The sequence below is a fragment of the Pseudomonas shirazensis genome (assembly GCF_050496565.1).
Taxonomy (GTDB): domain Bacteria; phylum Pseudomonadota; class Gammaproteobacteria; order Pseudomonadales; family Pseudomonadaceae; genus Aquipseudomonas; species Aquipseudomonas shirazensis_A.
Window position 1 is genome coordinate 25,484 of the sequence record NZ_JBNWAE010000023.1, and the last position, 21,037, is coordinate 46,520.

At 63.2% G+C, this 21,037-nt stretch carries 20 protein-coding genes; 11 read left to right on the forward strand and 9 right to left on the reverse strand.

Annotated features, from left to right (window positions below):
- Positions 1 to 80: 80 nt before the first annotated feature.
- The 4 genes from ACQZ2L_RS23515 (at position 81) to ACQZ2L_RS23530 (ending at position 4,562) form a co-directional block, all read left to right on the forward strand.
- A complete protein-coding gene (locus ACQZ2L_RS23515; RefSeq protein WP_207073665.1) occupies positions 81 to 716 on the forward strand; it encodes an RluA family pseudouridine synthase in 636 nt (211 codons plus the stop codon).
- Positions 717 to 787: 71 nt separating this feature from the next.
- Positions 788 to 2,077, forward strand: a complete 1,290-nt coding sequence (locus tag ACQZ2L_RS23520; protein WP_430328082.1) for a M18 family aminopeptidase — start codon at positions 788 to 790, stop codon at positions 2,075 to 2,077.
- A 95-nt stretch (positions 2,078 to 2,172) separates the two neighbouring features.
- Positions 2,173 to 2,340 carry a hypothetical protein gene (locus ACQZ2L_RS23525; RefSeq protein ID WP_178080787.1) on the forward strand — a complete coding sequence of 56 codons (168 nt, stop codon included), beginning with the start codon at positions 2,173 to 2,175 and terminating at the stop codon, positions 2,338 to 2,340.
- 44 nt (positions 2,341 to 2,384) lie between these two features.
- Positions 2,385 to 4,562 carry a mechanosensitive ion channel family protein gene (locus tag ACQZ2L_RS23530; RefSeq protein WP_430328083.1) on the forward strand — a complete coding sequence of 726 codons (2,178 nt, stop codon included), beginning with the start codon at positions 2,385 to 2,387 and terminating at the stop codon, positions 4,560 to 4,562.
- A gap of 100 nt (positions 4,563 to 4,662) precedes the next feature.
- On the opposite strand, the gene ACQZ2L_RS23535 is transcribed toward ACQZ2L_RS23530, so the two are convergent.
- Positions 4,663 to 5,376, reverse strand: coding sequence for a UTRA domain-containing protein (locus ACQZ2L_RS23535; RefSeq protein WP_430328084.1), 714 nt, complete (start codon positions 5,374 to 5,376; stop codon positions 4,663 to 4,665).
- A gap of 329 nt (positions 5,377 to 5,705) precedes the next feature.
- Between ACQZ2L_RS23535 and ACQZ2L_RS23540 the strand changes: the two genes are divergently transcribed.
- The 6 genes from ACQZ2L_RS23540 (at position 5,706) to ACQZ2L_RS23565 (ending at position 11,013) form a co-directional block, all read left to right on the forward strand.
- Positions 5,706 to 6,767, forward strand: coding sequence for an ABC transporter substrate-binding protein (locus ACQZ2L_RS23540; RefSeq protein ID WP_430328085.1), 1,062 nt, complete (start codon positions 5,706 to 5,708; stop codon positions 6,765 to 6,767).
- Between the two features lie 152 nt (positions 6,768 to 6,919).
- Positions 6,920 to 7,726, forward strand: coding sequence for an alkaline phosphatase family protein (locus ACQZ2L_RS23545; protein ID WP_101321694.1), 807 nt, complete (start codon positions 6,920 to 6,922; stop codon positions 7,724 to 7,726).
- The gene (locus ACQZ2L_RS23550; protein ID WP_430328086.1) at positions 7,726 to 8,562 is read left to right on the forward strand and encodes an ABC transporter permease; all 837 of its coding nucleotides are present in this window, start codon (positions 7,726 to 7,728) and stop codon (positions 8,560 to 8,562) included. Before ACQZ2L_RS23545 ends, ACQZ2L_RS23550 begins: the two co-directional genes overlap by 1 nt.
- The gene (locus ACQZ2L_RS23555; RefSeq protein ID WP_101321696.1) at positions 8,552 to 9,346 is read left to right on the forward strand and encodes an ABC transporter permease; all 795 of its coding nucleotides are present in this window, start codon (positions 8,552 to 8,554) and stop codon (positions 9,344 to 9,346) included. Before ACQZ2L_RS23550 ends, ACQZ2L_RS23555 begins: the two co-directional genes overlap by 11 nt.
- Position 9,347: 1 nt before the next feature.
- On the forward strand, positions 9,348 to 10,337 hold the full coding sequence (locus ACQZ2L_RS23560; RefSeq protein ID WP_430328087.1) for an ABC transporter ATP-binding protein: 990 nt from the start codon (positions 9,348 to 9,350) through the stop codon (positions 10,335 to 10,337).
- Between the two features lie 22 nt (positions 10,338 to 10,359).
- Positions 10,360 to 11,013, forward strand: a complete 654-nt coding sequence (locus ACQZ2L_RS23565; protein ID WP_430328088.1) for an HAD family hydrolase — start codon at positions 10,360 to 10,362, stop codon at positions 11,011 to 11,013.
- 33 nt (positions 11,014 to 11,046) lie between these two features.
- Here ACQZ2L_RS23565 and ACQZ2L_RS23570 read toward each other — a convergent pair whose 3' ends face one another.
- Complete coding sequence (locus ACQZ2L_RS23570) at positions 11,047 to 12,009, reverse strand: NAD(P)H-quinone oxidoreductase (RefSeq protein WP_430328089.1); 963 nt, start codon at positions 12,007 to 12,009, stop codon at positions 11,047 to 11,049.
- 141 nt (positions 12,010 to 12,150) lie between these two features.
- Here ACQZ2L_RS23570 and ACQZ2L_RS23575 point away from each other — a divergent pair, with 141 nt between their 5' ends.
- Positions 12,151 to 14,232 carry a carboxy terminal-processing peptidase gene (locus ACQZ2L_RS23575; protein WP_430328090.1) on the forward strand — a complete coding sequence of 694 codons (2,082 nt, stop codon included), beginning with the start codon at positions 12,151 to 12,153 and terminating at the stop codon, positions 14,230 to 14,232.
- A gap of 216 nt (positions 14,233 to 14,448) precedes the next feature.
- On the opposite strand, the gene ACQZ2L_RS23580 is transcribed toward ACQZ2L_RS23575, so the two are convergent.
- The 7 genes from ACQZ2L_RS23580 to nirB form a co-directional block, all read right to left on the reverse strand.
- Entirely contained in the window at positions 14,449 to 14,832 is a 384-nt protein-coding gene (locus ACQZ2L_RS23580; protein ID WP_430328091.1) for a hypothetical protein, read from the reverse strand.
- A complete protein-coding gene (locus ACQZ2L_RS23585) occupies positions 14,829 to 15,179 on the reverse strand; it encodes a helix-turn-helix domain-containing protein (protein WP_430328092.1) in 351 nt (116 codons plus the stop codon). Before ACQZ2L_RS23585 ends, ACQZ2L_RS23580 begins: the two co-directional genes overlap by 4 nt.
- Positions 15,180 to 15,278: 99 nt before the next feature.
- Complete coding sequence (locus ACQZ2L_RS23590; protein WP_430328093.1) at positions 15,279 to 15,719, reverse strand: YkvA family protein; 441 nt, start codon at positions 15,717 to 15,719, stop codon at positions 15,279 to 15,281.
- A 271-nt stretch (positions 15,720 to 15,990) separates the two neighbouring features.
- Positions 15,991 to 16,731, reverse strand: coding sequence for an FKBP-type peptidyl-prolyl cis-trans isomerase (locus ACQZ2L_RS23595; RefSeq protein WP_430328094.1), 741 nt, complete (start codon positions 16,729 to 16,731; stop codon positions 15,991 to 15,993).
- Between the two features lie 305 nt (positions 16,732 to 17,036).
- Positions 17,037 to 17,969: a pca operon transcription factor PcaQ gene (gene pcaQ, locus ACQZ2L_RS23600; protein WP_430328095.1), complete on the reverse strand. Its 933-nt coding sequence runs from the start codon at positions 17,967 to 17,969 to the stop codon at positions 17,037 to 17,039.
- A 43-nt stretch (positions 17,970 to 18,012) separates the two neighbouring features.
- Entirely contained in the window at positions 18,013 to 18,375 is a 363-nt protein-coding gene (gene nirD / locus ACQZ2L_RS23605; RefSeq protein ID WP_430328096.1) for a nitrite reductase small subunit NirD, read from the reverse strand.
- Entirely contained in the window at positions 18,375 to 20,927 is a 2,553-nt protein-coding gene (gene nirB / locus ACQZ2L_RS23610; RefSeq protein WP_430328097.1) for a nitrite reductase large subunit NirB, read from the reverse strand. Before nirB ends, nirD begins: the two co-directional genes overlap by 1 nt.
- Positions 20,928 to 21,037: the final 110 nt, after the last annotated feature.

Genomic DNA, 21,037 nt, shown 5'->3' on the forward strand with positions numbered 1-21,037 from the left:
AACCAGGACAGCTGGTGCCGCCCGTGGCTGTTTTGCGGTTCAGGGCCGCTTTTGTCAGTTTTTCCAGAGAAGACGCAACAATGCCCCTGTCGAACGTGCACATCCTTCATCAGGACGACGCTGTCCTGGTCATCAACAAGCCGACCCTGCTGCTTTCAGTGCCGGGCCGCGCCGACGACAACAAGGACTGCCTGATCACCCGCCTGCAGGAAAACGGCTACCCGGAAGCGCTGATCGTGCATCGCCTCGATTGGGAAACTTCGGGGATCATCCTGCTCGCCCGGGACGCCGACAGTCATCGTGAACTGTCGCGCCAGTTTCATGATCGCGAAACCGAAAAGGCCTACACCGCACTGTGCTGGGGCCAGCCGGCGCTGGACAGCGGCAGCATCGACCTGCCACTGCGCTACGACCCGCCGACCAAACCTCGGCACGTGGTCGACCACGAGCAAGGCAAGCATGCACTGACCTTCTGGCGCATCGTCGAGCGCTGTGGCGACCATTGCCGGGTCGAGCTGACGCCGATCACCGGCCGCTCGCATCAACTGCGCGTACACATGCTGTCGATCGGCCATCCGCTGCTCGGCGACCGGCTGTATGCCAACCCCGAGGCGCTGGCTGCCCATGAGCGGCTGTGCCTGCACGCGAGCATGCTCAGCTTTACCCACCCGGTCAGCGGCGAGCGCTTGAAGTTCGAGTGCCCGGCACCGTTCTGAAGTCGCTGTGCGCCGACACAAAACGTCGCAGAACTGCGTTAAACTCGCGCCATTGCTGTCTGGAGTGAACTATGCGCGATGTTTTGAACCAGGGCCTGATCGAATTCCTCAAGGCCTCCCCGACGCCCTTCCACGCCACGGCAAGCCTGGTCCAGCGCCTCGAAGCCGCTGGTTTTCAGCGCCTCGACGAGCGTGACAGCTGGGCCACCGTGCCTGGCGGGCGTTACTACCTGACCCGCAACGACTCTTCGCTTATCGCGATCAAGCTGGGTTCGCTGTCTCCGCTGCTGAGCGGTATCCGCATGGTTGGCGCGCACACCGACAGCCCATGCCTGCGGGTCAAGCCGCAGCCTGAACTGCAGCGTCACGGCTTTTTGCAGTTGGGCGTCGAGGTCTACGGCGGCGCGCTGCTGGCGCCGTGGTTCGACCGTGACCTGTCGCTGGCCGGGCGGGTGACCTTCCGCCGCGATGGCAAGGTCGAAAGCCAGCTGGTCGACTTCAAGCTGCCGATCGCGGTGATCCCCAACCTGGCGATCCACCTCAATCGCACCGCCAACGAAGGCTGGCCGATCAACGCCCAGCTCGAACTGCCGCCGATCATCGCCCAGGTGGCCGGTGACGAGCGGGTCGATTTCCGCGCTGTGCTCACCGAGCAGTTGGCCCGCGAACACGAACTGAATGCCGACGTGGTGCTCGACTACGAGCTGAGCTTCTACGACACCCAGGACGCGGCCCTGATCGGCCTCAATGGCGACTTCATCGCCGGCGCCCGCCTCGACAACCTGCTGTCGTGCTATGCCGGCCTGCAGGCGATGCTGGCCACCGACAGCGACGAAACCTGCGTGCTGGTCTGCACCGACCATGAAGAAGTCGGCTCCAGCTCGGCCTGCGGCGCCGACGGCCCAATGCTCGAACAAACCCTGCAGCGCCTGCTGCCGGATGGTGACGAGTACGTTCGCGTGATCCAGCGTTCGCTGATGATCTCGGCCGACAACGCCCACGGCGTGCACCCCAACTACGCCGACAAGCACGACGGCAACCACGGACCCAAGCTCAATGCCGGGCCGGTGATCAAGGTCAACAACAACCAGCGCTACGCCACCAACAGCGAAACCGCCGGGTTCTTCCGCCACCTGTGTATGGCCGAAGAAGTCCCGGTGCAGAGTTTTGTGGTGCGCAGCGACATGGGTTGCGGTTCGACCATCGGCCCGATCACCGCCAGCCACCTGGGGGTGCGCACGGTCGATATCGGCTTGCCGACCTTTGCCATGCACTCGATTCGCGAGCTGTGCGGTAGCCATGACCTGGCTCACCTGGTCAAGGTCCTGGGCGCGTTCTTCCGCACCCGCGAACTGCCTTGAAGGCAACCTGCCGAGGGTCAATGGCCACCCTCGGCGCAGCCGCTATGCTGGATGCATAGTGGCTTTCCAGTTATTCCGCAGAAGGATTCTGTCGCATGTCGCCCTTTCTCTCGTTGTTCGTTCCGGTATTTCTGTTCCTGATGCTGCTGACCATCGGCTTCAGCCTGCGCGAGCGCAACGCCGGGGTGCTGATGATGTGGATCGGCACCTTGGGCATTTTCGGCATCATGTGCTGGAAGATCCTCGAGAAACTGCCCACATAAACCTCTACACTCGGTCGATCGATCGTCCTGAGGTAGTTTTTCCGGTGCCTGTCTTCCTGCGTTGCCTGACCCTGCTGCTGTTGCTGTTCATCACGCCGAGCTACGCCGCCGGCATTCCCGGCCTGCTCGGCTCGAGCGCGCCGGCACAACCGCAAGCCAGCGAGCCGCTGGCCAAGTCGCTGGACGAGGTGATCAAGAACCTCGAAAACGACCAGCAACGCAGCAAGCTGCTGGCCGACCTGAAAAAACTTCGAGATGCCAGCAAACAAACCCAGGCCAACCCGGAACAGGGTGTGCTCGGGCTTATCAGCGGCGCCTTGCATGACATTGAAAAGCAGTTCAGCGGCGATGAAAGCCCGTTTCGACGCTGGTCGCTTGAAATCAGCCAGGCCCAGGATGAGCTCAGTGCGCTGATGGTGCCGGTGCAGCAGTGGCCGGCGATTCTGTTCGGCTTCGCGGCAGTGATTGCGGTGTGGAGCCTGTTGGCCATGCTGTTCAATTGGATCAGCCAGCGGGTACGCCTGCGCTTCGGGCTCAAGGCAGAGCTGCCGCAGCACCCGCGCACCGGTGACCTGGTGTTGTTCGCACTGCGCAAGCTGGGGCCCTGGCTGGTGGCGCTGATCTTCACCGTCTACCTGAGCTTTGCCCTGCCACCGTCGCTGGGCAAGTCGCTGGCGATGGTGCTGGCCTATGCCCTGGTGGTGGGTACCTGCTTCTCGGCAATCTGCGTGATCGCCTTCTCCCTGCTCGATGGCCCACACCGCCACCGCGCCCTGCATATTCTGCGGCATCAGGCCTTCCGCCCGCTGTGGCTGATCGGCAGTTTCGCAGCGTTTGGTGAAGCGATGAACGACCCGCGCCTGACCGCTACCCTGGGCATCCACCTGGCCCACGCCCTGGCGACCCTGGCCAACGTGCTGGCGGCGCTGTGCACCGGGTTGTTCGTGCTGCGCTTCCGCCGCCCGATCGCCCACCTAATCCGCAACCAGCCACTGTCGCGTCGGCTGAACCGGCGCACCTTGAGTGACACCATCGAGATTCTTGGCAGCTTCTGGTTTATCCCGGCGATGATTCTGGTAGCGATCTCACTGGTGGCCACCTTCGTTTCCGCTGGCGATACCAGCACTGCCCTGCGCCAGTCGCTGATGTGTACCGTGCTGGTGGTGGTGTGCATGGTGGTCAATGGCCTGGTGCGCCGCCACGCCGCCAACCCGAAGCGGATCAATCGCCGCCAGGCGGTGTATGCCGAGCGCTTGCGCAACTTTGGCTACGCCCTGCTGCATGTGCTGATCTGGCTGGTGTTCATCGAGCTTGGCCTGCGCGTCTGGGGCCTGTCGATGATCGGCTTTGCCGAGGGCGAGGGCCATGACGTCAGCCTGCGTCTGCTCGGCCTGGCCGGTACCCTGATCGCCGCCTGGCTGGTGTGGATCCTCGCCGATACGGCGGTGCATCATGCACTCGTGCGCTCGCGCCGTGGCCTGGCCAACGCCCGCGCGCAGACCATGATGCCGCTGATCCGCAACGTCATGTTCGTGGCCATCTTCATCATTGCGGTGATCGTCGCCCTGGCCAACATGGGCATGAACGTCACGCCGCTGCTGGCCGGTGCCGGGGTCATCGGCCTGGCCATCGGTTTCGGGGCGCAGTCACTGGTCGCCGACCTGATCACCGGGCTGTTCATCATCATCGAAGACTCACTGGCAATCGACGACTACGTCGAAGTCGGCGGCCATCTGGGCACCGTCGAGGGCCTGACCATCCGCACCGTGCGCCTGCGCGATATCGACGGCATCGTGCATACCATCCCGTTCAGTGAAATCAAGAGCATCAAGAATTACTCGCGTGAGTTCGGCTACGCGATCTTCCGCGTGGCCGTGCCCCATGGCATGAGCATCGACAAGGCCATCACGCTGATCCGCGAGGTCGGCCAGACCTTGCGCAGCGACCCATTGATGCGCCGCAACATCTGGTCGCCGCTGGAGCTGCAAGGGGTGGAGAGCTTCGAGGCTGGCCAGGCGATCCTGCGGGCGCGCTTCAAGACCGCACCGATCAAGCAGTGGGAAGTGTCGCGGGCGTTCAACCTGGCGCTCAAACGCCAGCTCGATGAGGCCGGCCTCGACCTGGCGATGCCGCGCTTGTCGGTGCAAGTGGTCACGGCAGGTGGCGGCGGGATGAGCGAAGCGGTTGCCGGCGAAACACCGCCAGCAAAGCCGTCTCTATAATCGCTCTATAATCGCTCTATAATCGCTCTATAATTGCCTATAAATCTTTTGGGAGGCACCGTAAGGTGTCTTCCAGCATGCAGCTCTGCATGGAAACCAACTACCCCGCCTCCGCCCTGATCCGCACTGCATCATGGCGCCAGTACTCCAGGTCGCAGTCGATCAGATGTCCCTGCTGATCGCAGTTGACCCGGGTTACCTGCAAGCCCGGGCTGCCCGCCGAGATCTTCAGCGCGCTGGCGGCAGCCAGGGGCAGCGCGGTGGGCAGGATCTCGAAGCTGACCCGGCCATATTCGATCTGATACTCGCGAGCGTAGATCTCGGTCAGCGACTGGCTGAGGTCGTGCTCGAGAATCTGCGGGAAGTACGCCGGCGCCAAGTAGTGCTCGGTATACAGCACCGCGCGACCGTCAATCCGCCGGACCCGGCATATCTGCACCACGCTGGACAACCCCGGCAGGCGTAGGCGCGCGCAGATCGCCGCCGAGGCCGGCTGCAGGCGCGCCGATAGCAGCTCGGTGGCGGGCACCCGCCCCTGCTCGCGAACCATCGCGTGGAAGTGGCTGCGGGCGATCAGGTCATAGCTCAGCCGCTGCGGCGCAACGAACCAGCCACGGCGCTCTTCGCGGTAGATCAAGCCCTGTGCCTCCAGCTGCAGCAGCGCCTCGCGCAGGGTGATTCGCGTGGTGGCGAAGACCTCGCTGAGCTTGCGCTCGGCCGGCAGTTTGCCGCCCGGCGCCAGCAGGCCGTGTTCGATCTGCTCCTGTAGGGCATGACAGATGACTGTTACCGCGCGCGCTGGCGTCGCTTGCATCAAAGTTTACCTATCTGGACTAGTCCAGCCCCACAACAGGGCAACTGGAGAATAGTGCAAGCCTAGGCACAGGCCATGAACATCCGGTTACAGGAGCACTTGGGAGCGTCGGCGAAAATGCATCAGGCCAGGCGGATCAGGGCCTGGTATCTGGTCTACGCTGTATTTTCAGGCATCTCGATAGGCCGGCCAAGGCGCTGACCTACATCAAACTGTCACGCTGGCAGCCTACCTTGGCGCAAGGTTTGCTGACCTAGACCACACATCGTCAAACGCGCGGTTTGCATCCTCATATCGACTGCAAGGCATTCCCACCCAAGGAGCTTCGGATGAAACAGTTTTTCATGGCGTCATTGCTCGGTTCGGCCATCGCCCTGTGCACCTCGGCAATGGCCGCCGACGACCTCAAGACACTGGAAGATGCGGCCCGCAAGGAAGGCGCGGTGAACAGCGTGGGCATGCCCGATGCGTGGGCCAACTGGAAGGCCACCTGGGACGACCTGGCCAGCAAGTACGGCCTCAAGCATATGGACACCGACATGAGCTCGGCGCAGGAAATCGCCAAGTTCGAGTCGGAAAAAGACAACGCCAGTGCCGACATCGGCGACGTCGGTGCAGCCTTCGGCCCGATCGCCTTAGCCAAGGGTGTGAGCCAGCCGTACAAGCCAAGCACCTGGGATCAGGTGCCGACCTGGGCCAAGGACAAGGATGGCCATTGGGCGCTGGCCTACACCGGCACCATTGCCTTCATCATCAACAAACAGTTGGTCAAAGAGGATGAGCGGCCAAAAACCTGGCACGACCTCGAGAAGGGCAAGTACAAGGTTGCCATCGGTGACGTCGGCACCGCAGCCCAGGCGGCCAACGGCGTGCTCGCCGCCGCCATCGCCTACAAGGGTGACGAACACAATATCGAGCCAGGTCTGCAGCTGTTCACCAAGCTCGCTCAGCAAAAACGCCTGTCGTTGGCCAACCCGACCATCCAGACCCTGGAAAAAGGCGAAGTGGAAGTCGGCGTGGTCTGGGACTTCAACGGCCTGAGCTACCGCCAGCAGATCGACCCGGAGCGTTTCGAAGTATTGATCCCGTCTGACGGCTCGATCACCTCGGGCTACACCACCATCATCAACAAGTACGCCAAAAACCCCAATGCGGCCAAACTGACCCGCGAATACATCTTCAGCGACGCCGGCCAGATCAACCTGGCCAACGGCCACGCGCGGCCGATCCGTGCCGAGCACCTGAAGCTGCCGGCTGAAGTACAGGCCAAGCTGCTGCCCAACGAGCAGTACGCGCCGGCCCAGCCGATCAAGGACGCCACGGCCTGGGAAACCACCTCCAAGGCGCTGCCGCAGAAATGGCAGGAGCAGGTCATCATCGAGATGGAGTAAGGGCTAGTTCTCCAGCGCCTGATGCGGCCTTTTCGCGGGTAAACCCGCTCCCACAGGTTGCGCAGGCGCTTCATGGCCTTGGGTAGAGCACATGACCCTGTGGGAGCGGGTTCACCCGCGAAAAGTACACCGCGGTAATAACGGGAGTCTCCATGCAACACAACGTCATTCTGGTCCTGCTCGACGGCCTCAACCACGAGGTGGCCCACCATGCGATGGGCCACCTGCACGCTTACGTCGAAGCTGACCGCGCTGCGCTGTACCGGGTCCAGTGCGAGCTGCCGTCGCTGTCGCGGCCGCTGTACGAGTGCATTCTCACCGGCGTACCACCGCTGGAAAGCGGCATCGTCCACAACAACGTCAACCGCCTGTCCAACCAACGCAGTGTGTTTCACTACGCCCGCGAGGCAGGCCTGGGCACCGCGGCCGCCGCGTATCACTGGATGAGCGAGCTGTACAACCGCTCGCCGTTCGACCCGCTGCGCGACCGCCACACCCATGCGCCGAAACTGCCGATCCAGCATGGGCTGTTCTATTACGCCGATCACTACCCCGACTCGCACCTGCTGGCCGACGCCGAGTACCTGCGCCGCCGCCACGCTCCGAATTTCCTGCTGGTGCACCCGATGAACATCGACGATGCCGGCCATCGTCATGGCCTCGACAGCAGCCAGTACCGCAACGCCGCCCGCGGCGCCGACATCCTCCTGGCTGACTACCTGCCGCGCTGGCTCGAAGAGGGTTACCAGGTGCTGGTGACCGCCGACCATGGCATGAACAACGATCGCTCGCACAATGGCCTGCTGGCCGAGGAGCGTGAAGTGCCGCTGTTCGTCTTCGGCAGCGCGTTCAGCCTCGACCAGAATGCCAAGCCGCTGCAGACCGAGCTGTGCGGCACGATCTGCGAGCTGCTTGGTGCGGCGCATGACAAAAGCGTCTGCCGCGAGCTGCTGTCGTGATGGCCGGCAGCCGCGGGCGCTACCTGGCCATGCTCTGCCTGCTGCCGTTCGCGCTGTTCTTTCTGGTGTTCCAGATCGCGCCGCTGGGCTGGGTGGCGATTCACAGCGTGCAGGCCGAGGGCGGCTGGAGCCTGGACAACTTCAGCAAGGTGTTCGCCTCCAAGTTCTATCTGCAAGCCTTGCAGCGCAGCCTGGAGATCAGCTTCTGGTCGAGCCTGTTCGGCATCATCATCGCCACCCTTGGCGCCTACTCGCTGCGCCAGGTTGACTCGAAGCTGCGCGACTTCGTCAGTGCCTTCGCCAACATGACCAGCAACTTCGCCGGCGTGCCGCTGGCCTTCGCCTTCATCATCCTGCTCGGCTTCAACGGCGCATTGACCTTGCTGCTGAAGCAGATCGGCCTGCTTGAAGACTTCAGCATTTACTCCAAGACTGGCTTGATCCTGGTGTACACCTACTTCCAGATCCCGCTCGGCGTGTTGCTGCTGTACCCGGCGTTCGACGCCCTGCGCGAAGACTGGCGCGAATCCGCGGCGCTGCTCGGCGCCAGCCACTGGCAATTCTGGCGGCACATCGGCCTGCCGGTGCTGACCCCGGCGCTGCTGGGCACCTTCGTGATTCTGCTGGCCAACGCCCTCGGTGCCTACGCCACGGTTTATGCACTGACTACGGGCAATTTCAACGTGCTGCCGATCCGCATCGCGGCGCTGGTGGCGGGAGACATCAGCCTCGACCCGAACCTGGCCAGCGCTCTGGCGATGGTGCTGGTAGGGCTGATGACGCTGGTCACGGTGGTCCATCAATGGCTGTTGAAAAGGAGCTACCATGCGCGCTGAATCCCGCCCTGGCGGCTGGTACCACCGCGCCGTGGTCTACCTGCTGTTTCTGATCCTGCTGCTGCCGCTGGCCGGCACCTTGCTCTACTCGCTGTCGACCAGTTGGTCGGCGAGCCTGTTGCCTAGCGGCCTGACCTTCAAATGGTACGTCGCACTGTGGAGCGAGCCGCGCTTTCTCGCCGCCTTCGGCCAGTCGCTACTGGTGTGTGTCGGCGCGCTGCTGTTGTCGGTGGTCCTGATCCTGCCGTTGTTGTTCGTGGTGCATTACCACTTCCCGCGGCTGGATGCGCTGATGAACATCCTCATCCTGCTGCCGTTTGCGGTGCCGCCGGTGGTGTCTTCAGTGGGCTTGTTGCAGCTGTATGGCAGCGGGCCGATGGCGATGGTCGGCACGCCGTGGATCCTGATCGGCTGCTACTTCACCGTGGCCCTGCCGTTCATGTACCGGGCCATCACCAACAACCTGCAGGCGATCAACCTGCGCGACCTGATGGACGCCGCCCAACTGCTCGGCGCCAGCACCTGGCAGGCGGCGTTTCTGGTGGTGCTGCCGAACCTGCGCAAGGGCCTGATGGTGGCGCTGCTGCTGTCGTTCTCGTTCCTGTTCGGCGAATTTGTGTTCGCCAACCTGCTGGTCGGCACCCGCTACGAAACCCTGCAGGTGTACCTGAACAACATGCGCAACAGCAGCGGCCACTTCAACAGCGCGCTGGTGATTTCCTATTTCGCCTTCGTCCTGGTGTTGACCTGGGTGGCCAATCGCTTGAACAAGGACAAACCCTGAGATGAGCTTCGTCAGCGTAGAGAAACTGCAAAAGAGTTACGCCGGCAGCCCGGTGTTCGACGATATCGACTGCCAGATCCAGCGCGGCGAATTCGTCACCCTGCTCGGGCCGTCGGGTTGCGGCAAGTCGACCTTGCTGCGCTGCATTGCCGGCCTTACTCCGGTCGACAGCGGCCGGATCCTGCTCGACGGCCAAGACCTGGTGCCGCTGAGCCCGCAAAAACGCGGCATCGGCATGGTCTTTCAGAGCTATGCGCTATTCCCCAACATGACCGTCGAGCAAAACGTCGCCTTCGGTTTGCGCATGCAGAAAACCCCGGCTGAAGAAAGCCGCACGCGGGTCCGCGAAGTGCTCGAGCTGGTCGAGCTGGGCAGCTTTGCCGGGCGTTATCCGCATCAGTTGTCCGGCGGCCAGTGCCAGCGCGTGGCGCTGGCCCGTTCACTGGTGACCAGGCCGCGCCTGTTGCTGCTGGATGAGCCGCTGTCGGCGCTGGATGCACGTATTCGCAAGCACCTGCGCGAGCAGATCAGGGCGATTCAGCGCGAGCTGGGGCTGACTACGATCTTCGTCACCCACGACCAGGAAGAAGCACTGACCATGTCCGACCGCATCTTCCTGATGAACCAGGGCCGGATCGTCCAGAGTGGCGACGCCGAAACCCTCTATACCGCGCCGGTGGACCTGTTTGCCGCAGGCTTTATCGGCAACTACAACCTGCTCGATGCCGACAGCGCCAGCCGCCTGTTGCAACGCCCGGTCAGCAGCCGCCTGGCGATCCGCCCCGAGTCGATCAGCCTGAGCCTCACCGGTGAACTGGACGGCCAGGTGCGCAGCCATAGCCTGCTCGGCAACGTCATCCGCTATCGGGTCAAGGTGCGCGGGGTCGAACTGGTGGTTGACGTGCTCAATCGCTCGTCAGAGGATCTGCATGCGGACGGTCAACGGGTATCCTTGGCTATCGACCCAACGGCGCTACGCGAAGTGGCATAGAAGTAGCTCAGGAGAAGTACCGATGGCTTTGGCAATTTTCGATCTGGATGAAACCTTGATCCACGGCGACTGCGCGTCGCTGTGGAGTGAGCACATGGTGCGGCTGGGCTGGGTCGATGGCGAGTCGTTTCTGCGCCGTGACCGCGAGATGATGGAAGCGTACAGCAAGGGTGAGATGGCCATGGAAGACTATATGGCCTTCAGCCTCGAGCCGATTGCCGGGCGCACGCTGGAGGAGCTGGCGCACCTGGTCGAGCCATGGGTTGAAGATGTGATCGAGCCGATCATCTACGGCGACGCCTGCCGCTGCATTGCCGAGCACCGCAAGCAAGGTGATCGGGTGCTGATCATCTCGGCCTCCGGCACTCACCTGGTCGGGCCGATTGCGGCGCGCTTGGGCGTTGAGGAATACCTGGCGATCGAGCTGGAAGCGGTGAACGGCGTGTATACCGGCAACACCCACGGCGTGCTGACCTATCGCGAAGGCAAGATCACCCGGCTGCTGGAGTGGCTCGATCAGGAGCAGGAAAACCTCGAGGGCGCGAGCTTCTATTCGGACTCGCGCAATGACCTGCCGCTGCTGCTCAAGGTCGATCATCCCAGGGCGGTCAATCCGGACCCGGTCCTGCGTGCCCATGCCGAGCAGCATGGCTGGCCGATCCTCGACTGGAAGTGAAACAGCCGGGGCCTGCGCCCCGGCATGGCTGACTCAGTCCAGAGTATCGTCGATCACCAGCACCAGCTTGCCGGAGACCTGATTGGTCGCAAGCTCTGCGTAGGCGGCTTCGGCGAACGCGACCGGATAGGTATCCACCAACTGCGCCTTGAGCCGACCATCGGTGAATAACGGCCAGACCTGCTGGCCGAGTTCCTTGAGCAGTTCGGCCTTGAAGTCATCATCGCGATTGCGCAAGGTCGAGCCGGTCAGCTGCAGGCGCTTGCCGAGAATCTGCGCCAGGTCCAGTTCGAACTTGCGCCCGCCCATCAAGCCGATCATCACCCAGCGCCCGTCGCGCGCCAGCAGCTCGACATTGAGCGGGCCGTAGCTGGCGCCAACCGGGTCAAGGATGACGTCGAACGGGCCCAGTTGCTTGAGATTATCGAGGTTGGCGTTGCGCACCACGCCACCGGCAGCGCCCAGCGCCTCGCAGTAGGCCAGCCGCTCTGGCGAGCCGACGCTGACCCAGACCGGATTGCCCAGCGCCTTGCACAGTTGAATCGCCGCCGAGCCGACGCCACTGGCGCCGGCATGCACCAGCAGTTTTTCGCCAGGTTTGAGCGCGCCGAGCTGGAAGATATTCAGCCAGGCCGTGGCATACACCTCGGGGATCGCCGCCGCCTCGTGCAGGCTCAGGCCCTCGGGCACCGGCAGCACGTGGCGAGCATCGACCACCACTTCCTCGGCCATGCCACCACCCGCCAGCAGCGCACAGACGCGCTCGCCGACGCGCCAGTCGGTGCCGGGGCCGACTTCACTGATAATCCCGGAACATTCCAGCCCCAGATACGGGCTGGCGCCCGGCGGCGGAGGGTAATTGCCCGCGATCTGGAGCATATCCGCCCGATTCAGGCCTGCCGCGGCTACGCGGATGCGTACCTGGCCGGCATCACAGGTCGGGCGCTCGGCCTCGACCCACTCCACATGTCCGTCAACGCCTTGCAATGCCTTCACAGTGCCTCCATAGTTGAGTCATGACTGAGCCCGGGATCGCCTTGTCCCGGGCTTTTTGCAGTATTTGCCCGGCTCCATGGAACCGGCGAACGGAATAGACGGCCTACTATGCGTGATCAATTGCCTTTACGTCGAATCAGCATGAAGCATTTTCTGCCCAGCACCGCCCTCGCCCTGCTCATTGGCGTTGGCAGCCTGACGCTTGGCGGCAATGCGGCCGCCGCCAACAAGTGGGAAAGCCTGCAGCCAGACCGGGACGAGGTGGTTGCCAGTCTCAATGTGGTCGAGCTGCTCAAGCGCCACCACTACAGCAAGCCGCCACTGGATGACGCCCGTTCGGTGATCATCTACGACAGCTACATCAAACTGCTCGATCCATCGCGCAGCTACTTCACGGCCTCGGACATCGCCGAGTTCGACAAGTGGAAGACCCAGTTCGACGATTTCCTCAAGAGCGGTAATCTTGATCCGGGCTTCACCATCTACAAGCGTTACCTGAACCGCGTCAAAGCCCGCCTGGACTTTGCCCTGGCCGAACTCAACAAGGGCGTCGACAAGATCGACTTCACCGTTGACGAGTCGCTGCTGGTCGATCGCAAAGACGCGCCATGGCTGAAGAACGACGCCGAGCTGGACGACCTCTGGCGCAAACGCGTCAAGGATGAAGTGCTGCGCCAGAAGATCGCCGGCAAGGACTTCAAGCAGATTCAGGAAACCCTGATCAAGCGCTACAAGAACCAACTTGCGCGGCTTGACCAAACCCGTGCCGAAGACATCTTCCAGGCTTACATCAACACCTTCGCCCAGTCCTACGACCCGCACACCAACTACCTGTCGCCGGACAACGCCGAAAACTTCGACATCAACATGAGCCTGTCGCTCGAAGGCATCGGTGCGGTGCTGCAGAACGACAACGATCAGGTCAAGATCGTCCGCCTGGTACCGGCCGGCCCTGCCGCCAAGACCAAGCAGGTCGCCCCGGCCGACAAGATCATCGGTGTGGCCCAGGGCAACAAGGAAATGGTCGACGTGGTCGGCTGGCGCCTGGACGAAGTGGTCAAGCTGATCCGCGGGCCGAAAGGTTCGGTGGTGCGTCTTGAAGTCATCCCGGCCAGCAATGCGCCGAGCGACCAGACCAGCAAGATCGTCTCGATCACCCGTGAAGCAGTCAAGCTTGAAGAGCAGGCGGCGAAAAAGTCGGTGCTCAAGCTCAAGCAGGACGGCCGTGACTACAAGCTGGGGATCATCGAGATCCCGGCCTTCTACCTCGATTTCAAGGCCTACCGTGCCGGCGATCCTGAGTACAAGAGCACCACGCGCGACGTCAAGAAACTGCTCACCGAACTGCAGAACGAGAAAGTCGACGGCGTGGTCATCGACCTGCGCAACAACGGCGGCGGCTCGTTGCAGGAAGCCACCGAGCTGACCAGCCTGTTCATCGACAAGGGCCCGACCGTGCTGGTGCGCAACAGCGACGGCCGCGTCGATGTGCTTGAAGATGAAAACCGCGGCGCGTTCTACAAAGGCCCGCTGACGCTCTTGGTCAACCGTCTCTCGGCCTCGGCCTCGGAGATTTTTGCCGGCGCCATGCAGGACTACCACCGCGCCTTGATCATCGGCGGCCAGACCTTCGGCAAAGGCACCGTGCAGACCATCCAGCCGCTCAACCACGGTGAGCTGAAACTGACCCTGGCCAAGTTCTACCGGGTTTCCGGGCAGAGCACCCAGCATCAGGGCGTGCTGCCGGATATCGACTACCCGTCGATCATCGACACCAAGGAAATCGGCGAGAGCGCCCTGCCCGAGGCCATGCCATGGGACACCATCAAGCCGGCGATCAAGCCTGCCGTGGACCCGTTCAAGCCGTTCCTCACCGAGCTGAAGGCCCGTCACGACGCCCGTAGCGCCAAGGATGCCGAGTTCACCTACATCCGTGACCGCCTGGCCCTGAGCCAGAAGCTGATGAGCGAGAAGACCGTCAGCCTCAACGAGCAGACCCGTCGCGCCCGCCACGATGAAATCGAGGGCAAGCAACTGGCCCTGGAAAACATCCGCCGCAAGGCCAAGGGTGAAGAGCCGCTCAAGGAACTGAAGAAAGAAGACGAAGACGCGCTGCCGGTGGAAGATGAAAACACCAAACCGGAAGACGACGCCTACCTGGCCGAAACCGGGCGCATCCTGCTTGATTACCTGAGCCTGAGCTCGTCGGTAGCCAAGAAGTGATCGCCGGCTAACGCCAGTCGCAAAAAAGGGGGACGCATTGGCGTCCCCCTTTTTTTATCGACCGCGGCGCTCGGCAGTGCGCTGCGCACCCCTGTAGGAGCGGCCTTGTGTCGCGAAAGGGCTGCGAAGCGGCCCCAGGATTTATGCAGCACCGCAAATCGCCTGGCCCGCTTCGCGCGCCTTTCGGACCGGTCCGGCGTCCCGGCAAGGCCGCTCCTACACCGACCGGGTTGTTCCGGGCTCGGCATAGGGGTGCTCGAATACCCTGGCCACTTCCGAGGCGTGCCAGGAGGCTGCCTCCATGCCATCGACCGGCCCGGTAAACCTGCCCAGGCGCTCGGCACATTCGAAAAAGCCGGTACGCGGCAGGCGGCTGGCGCCCTGGCTGATCACCAGCGAGCTGCGCAGCGGCTGTTCGGCGCGTGCGTCGATGGCGGCCAGATGCTCCAGTGCGGCGGTCAGCGTCTGCATGGCCGGGGTTGGCAATTGCAGGCGCTCGAGCAGGGCACGGTAGGTCAGCAGGTGGCGCTGGCGGCGCGCCATGTCCAGCTCGCCGAGCAGCCCGTCCCAATGCTGGCGGCTGATCCTGACGGCGCTCATGACGGCTCGCTCCAGCCAGCAATGCCCAGGTGCCAGGCCAGGCTGCGCAGGATCGGCGCACCGGCTTCACGCTCACCGGCTTCGATCATGGCCAGGTAGGCCGGGCTGATACCGACGCTGCGTGCCAGCGCTTCAGGAGCAAGGCCCTTGGCCTCACGCAGGCGAGCCAGCTCGGTGATTGCCGGTAGGCTGGCAGGCGCTGCAGCAGGACCTGCTGGCGTCTGCTCTACCTTGGCGAGGCTGGACGCAGGCGCCTGGCCGGCAGCGACCAGCAAGGCCTGATACTGCTCCCAGGGAATGACGGCGTATTCGGGCTTATCGTCCCGGCTGATGACCTGAATTTCCATTGCAACCCCTCACGTAGGACTACTGCATGTAGCCCGTAGGCATAACCTTTATGCCAATTATATGACCAAGCGCGAGGGTCTGTGCAGATCAGGCTGAATTCAAGGCGTACCGCGCTCCAGGCGCAGGGCCTCGGGGGTGTCTGGCAGGCGCTCTACCACGCGCAGACGCTCCGGCGTTTGCGCGTCGCGCCAGGCCTTGAAGCGGCCCAGTTCGTCGGCCACGGTCTTCAATACCCAGCCGAGCACGGCGATGTCATCGAGAAAACCGACCCCCAGCAACCAGTCGGGGATCGCATCCAGCGGGCTGACGAAGTACAGCAGGCCGGCGACGATGGTCACCAGCGCCTTCGGGCTGATGGCGCGGTACTCGCCGCGCCACCAGGCCAGGCACAGGCTCTGCATCAAGCGCAGATCCTCACGCAATTGGCCTAGTTTTGGGCCTTTGCGTGCAACGGCAAACAACAGCGCCGGTAACCTACCACGGCTAAGCAGGCGCTCGGCCAGAGGCAGAAATCGGCTGAACTTCCAGGGTGCACTCATGGGGCCTCCGGGCGATGAGGTTATCCACATTTATTGTGGATAACCTTGTGAACAGGGCACAGTTTCCGCCGCCCCGTGCCGACAGGGCAAGGGTCGCGCTTAGATCGGGCGTTTTTTACCCAATCGTGACAGTCGCGCAAACGTTTTGCGTCATCGGGCAGACATGTTCGGCCACCCCAACTCGGACAAGCAATGCCGGCCGAGGTTCGCCTGGGTGCCCGCAAAAACGACAACGCCCCGTCGAGACGGGGCGTCGTAGACACGCTAAGGCTTACTGAGCTGGCGCTTCAGCTGGCGGCTCGGCGCCTTCGAGCTTGCTCGGATCTTTGATCGCCAGCAGTTCCAGGTCGAACACCAGTACCGAGTTGGCCGGGATCAGCGGGCTTGGGCTCTGTGCGCCGTAAGCCAGCTCAGCCGGGATGTACAGCTTGTACTTCTCGCCGACGTGCATCAATTGCAGGCCTTCGACCCAACCTGGGATCACGCCGCTGACCGGCAGATCGATCGGGCTACCGCGCTCGACCGAGCTGTCGAACACCTTGCCATCGATCAGCTTGCCTTCGTAGTGAACGGTCACCACGTCAGAGGCTTTTGGCTGTGGGCCATCGGCTTTCTTCACGACTTCGTACTGCAGACCGGAAGCGGTGGTCACGACGCCCTGTTTCTTGGCGTTTTCTTCGAGGAACTTCTTGCCAGCCGATGCGGCTTGTTCGCTCGCTTTGGTCAGGCGCTCTTCGGCACGCTTTTGCAGCGCGGTGAAGGCCTCGACCAGTTCGTCATCCTTGATGCGCTGCTCTTTCTTGCTGACAGCGTCATCGATACCCATGGCGACTGCTTTCGAATCAAGATCTTCCATGCCTTCCTGAGCCAGGCTCTTGCCCATGTTCAGGCCGATACCGTAGGAGGCTTTCTGTGCCGGGGTTTTCAGCTCGACGTCGCTGGTCTGAGCGTCGCAGCCCGCCAGAACCAAACTTACCAGGGCAACCGCAGCCGCCAAACGATGTTGTTTCATGCTAGTTCCTTGTTCATGCGCCATAAGGGCAATCAGGGTAAAGCCGCGAGCTTAGCAGGCGGTCGTTACCAATGGCTACCGGCATAGGAGCCGCTTGCGGGCAGTAAGTTCAGTAGGTGAAAGGTTGTTCATGGCGGGGGATTGGGCTTGGTTTGAGTATGTCGGGGGCTGCTGCGCAGCCCATTCGCGACACAAGGCCGCTCCTACACAGACCGCGCAACCAAGGCATACGCGGTCCCCTGTAGGAGCGGCCTTGTGTCGCGAAAGGGGCGCATAGCGCCCCCAGCAATTCCGGATATAACTCATCACGGATAAACCCCATCACGATATTCCCCAGCCAACTCCCGCAACACCTCGCACACCCACTGCGCCGGCAGGCTCTGCGGCAGCGCGGCATTGCGACAGATACCTACCGAGCCACCCGGCTCATAGATGCCCAGGTCCAGCTCGACCAGCTCGCCGCGGCCCAGATCGATCAGCACCGCGTCACGCGGGGCAACCCAGACCGCATCGCTGCCCAGCAGATAGCGCCGGCTCAGCGCCAGCGACAAGGTCTCCAGGCGTTGCGCCGGCATGTGGATGCCGCACTGCACGAACAGGCTGTCGGCGTGTTGGCGAATAGTGGTGCCGAGCGGAGGCAACACCAGCGGATAGTCGCCAACCCGGCTGCGCTCGAGCGGCTGCAGCGCCAGCAGCGGATGGCCCGGACGCACCACCAGGCTCATCGATTCGCTGTACAGATGCTCGAACGACAAGCCCTGGATCTGCGGGCTGTCGGTCATGCGCCCGACCACCAGCTCCAGCTCACCCAGGCGCAACTGGCCGAGTAACTGCGCACTGACCCCAGTGACCACACTGATCAGCAACGCCTGATGGCGCTGATGCAGGCGGCACAGCGCCTCGGGCATGAGCAGGCCTTCGACGGTCGAGAGCACGCCAATGCGCACCTGCGACGGCGCGCGTGCCTCACCGCGCACACTGTTCACGCCATCGCGCAGGGCCTGCACGCTGGGGCCGGCGTAGCGCATAAAGCGGGTGCCGGCGGTGGTCAGCTCGACGCCCAGCCGAGTGCGCTCGAACAGCCGCGTCTCCAGCAACTGCTCAAGCTCCTTGAGGGTCTTGGAAATCGCTGGCTGGCTGATCGCCAGAACGTCAGCCGCACGCGCCAGGCTGCCCTGGCGGGCGATTTCCAGAAAGCACAGCAAGTGGCGGTACTTGATTCGAGTATCGAGATTCATGCGTAAGAGCAGCTCTGCCCGCGATCAGCGTCGGTCCGCCATCTTAGCGCATCGCTACCTCGACAGCCTCCCCTGCCAGGCGCACCGGCCAGGTACGCAGCGCCTGCTGCGGGTCTTCCAGGCAGCGCCCGCTGCGCAGGCTGAAGTGCTGCTTGTACAAGGGCGCCGCCACCGTCAGCTCGCCACCGATGCTGCCGATCAGGCCGCGTCCGATGATATTGGCGCCCGAACGCGGGTCGCGGTTGGCCACGGCATACAGCGGCTGAGCCTGGCCAGGCAGGTAGAACAGCGCCACCTGCTCGCCGTCCACCCACACCACCACACCGGAATCGGCGACCAGATCGCCACGCTGGCAAACCGTTTGCCAATTCTGTTGTTGCGCCACTGCGACATTGGATGAGCTCATCAGACGGCCTCCTCGACGGTTGGGATCAGGTGCAGCGCGGCCACCGGCCGGCGTTGTTCGCGTTCACGCACAAAGTGCACGTCAGGGTCAGCGCGCTGATCGTTGACGAAGGTGCGGAAGCGCTTGAGCTTCTCAGGGTCGTTGAGGGCGTTGGCCCACTCGCATTGGTATTGATCGACGACGTGCTGCATCTGCGCTTCGAGCTCGCTGCCAAGCTGCAGGCTGTCGTCGAGGATCACTGCCTTGAGGTAATCCAGGCCGCCTTCCAGGCCCTCGCGCCAGACCGAAGTGCGCTGCAGTTTGTCGGCGGTGCGGATGTAGAACATCAGCACGCGGTCGATCATGCGGATCAGGCTGTCGTCATCAAGGTCGGTGGCGAACAGCTCGGCGTGTCGCGGGCGCATGCCGCCGTTGCCGCAGACGTAGAGGTTCCAGCCCTTGTCGGTGGCGATCACGCCGATGTCCTTGCTCTGCGCCTCTGCGCATTCGCGGGTGCAACCGGACACAGCAAACTTGAGCTTGTGCGGCGAGCGCAGGCCCTTGTAGCGGTCTTCCAGGCGCAGGGCCATAGCCACGCTGTCCTGCACGCCGTAGCGGCACCAGGTGCTGCCGACGCAGGATTTGACCGTACGCGTCGACTTGCCATAGGCGTGGCCGGTCTCAAAGCCCGCAGCGATCAGCTCGCCCCAGATCAGCGGCAACTCGTGCAACTGCGCGCCGAACAGGTCGATGCGCTGGCCGCCGGTGATCTTGGTGTAGAGGTCGTATTTCTTCGCCACCTGGCCGATCACGATCAGCTTGTCCGGGGTTATCTCGCCACCGGGAATGCGCGGCACCACCGAGTAGGTGCCGTTTTTCTGCATGTTGGCCATGAAGGTGTCGTTGGTGTCCTGCAACGGTACCAGCGCGGCGTCCATGATCGGCTGGTTCCAGCACGAGGCCAGGATCGAACCTACCGCCGGCTTGCAGATGTCACAGCCGACATGGCCGTTGCCGTGACGCTCGAGCAACTCGTTGAACGTGCGGATGCCCTCGACCCGGACCAGCCCGTAAAGCTCCTGACGGGTATAGGCGAAGTGCTCGCACAGGCTCTTGTCGACGGTGACGCCGCGGGCGGTCAACTCGTGCTCGAAAACCTGCTTGAGCAGCGCCGCGCAACCGCCGCAACCGCTGGCCGCCTTGGTGCAGCTCTTGACGGCGGCGAGGTCGCTGCAGCCGCTGTCGATGGCCGCACAGACCGCGCCCTTGCTTACATTGTGGCAGGAGCAGATGGTCGCCGTATCGGGCAAGGCATCGGCACCCAGCGCCGGTGCGCCGCCGCCCTGCGGCAGGATCAGCGCGGCCGGGTCAGCGGGCAGGGCAATTCCGTTCTGGCAGTACTGCAGCAGGGTGTCGTAGTAGCTGTTGTCGCCGACCAGCACCGCGCCGAGCACATGCTTGCCGCTGGCATCGACCACCAGCCGGCGATAGGCCGCGTTGGCCTCGTCGATGAAGCGGTAACTGCGTGCACCGGGAGTCGCACCATGGGCATCGCCGATCGAGCCGACATCGACTCCAAGCAGCTTGAGCTTGGTCGACATGTCGGCGCCGGTGAACGGGGTAGACGTTTCACCCAGCAACAGTGCAGCAAGGTTGCGCGCCATGCTGTAACCGGGCGCGACCAGGCCGAACACGCTGCCGTTCCACGAGGCGCATTCGCCGATGGCAAATATCTGCGGGTCGCTGCTGCGGCAATCGTGGTCGATCGCCACCCCGCCCCGCGCACCAATCTCCAGGCCGCAGGCGCGGCCAAGAGCGTCCTGTGCGCGGATACCGGCGGAGAACACGATCAGGTCGGTTTCAAGAAATTCGCCACCGTCGAAATTCATCCGGTAGCGGTACTCACTGCCCGTGCTGATCGACTGGGTGGCGCGTGACACATGCACACCGACGCCCAGCGCCTCGATCTGCGCTTTCAAGGCAGCGCCGCCTTCACTGTCGAGCTGCACCGGCATCAAACGCGGCGCGAACTCGACTACGTGTGCTTCCAGGCCCAGCGACTTCAGGGCGTTGGCTGCTTCGAGGCCAAGCAGGCCGCCACCGACCACCACACCCCGGCGGCTGCCGCTGGCGGCGGCGCGAATGGCGTCGAGGTCATCCAGGGTTCGATAGACCAGCCGCGATGTGCCGCTGGAACCTTCGACCGATGGCACGAACGGATAGGAGCCGGTGGCCAGGACCAACTGGTCATAGCCATAGCGGCCCTCGGCGGTGACAACCTCACAGCGCTCGCGATCGATCTCGAGCACGCCCTCACCAAGGTGCAGGTGCACGCCGTGGCGATCGTAGAAATCCGCCTCGCACATGGCCAGCGCTTCGCTGTCGCTGCCGGCGAAGTACTCTGAAAGGTGCACGCGGTCGTAGGCGCGCTGACGTTCTTCGCCGAATACGCGTACCTCGAAGCGCGCCAGCGCGCCGCGCTCGACCAGTTGCTCGACGCAGTGATGGCCGACCATGCCGTTGCCGACGATGACCAGTCGCTGAAGTTGTCCGCCGTTCGCTGTTGCCTGCATAGCCGATCCTCGATCACGGGTTGGCGGTGTTGGCCGCCGCAAAGACAAAAAAAAACGCCTGGAGCCGAAGCTCCAGGCGCCTTTGCCTGTTCTCATCTGGGTGAGGCCCC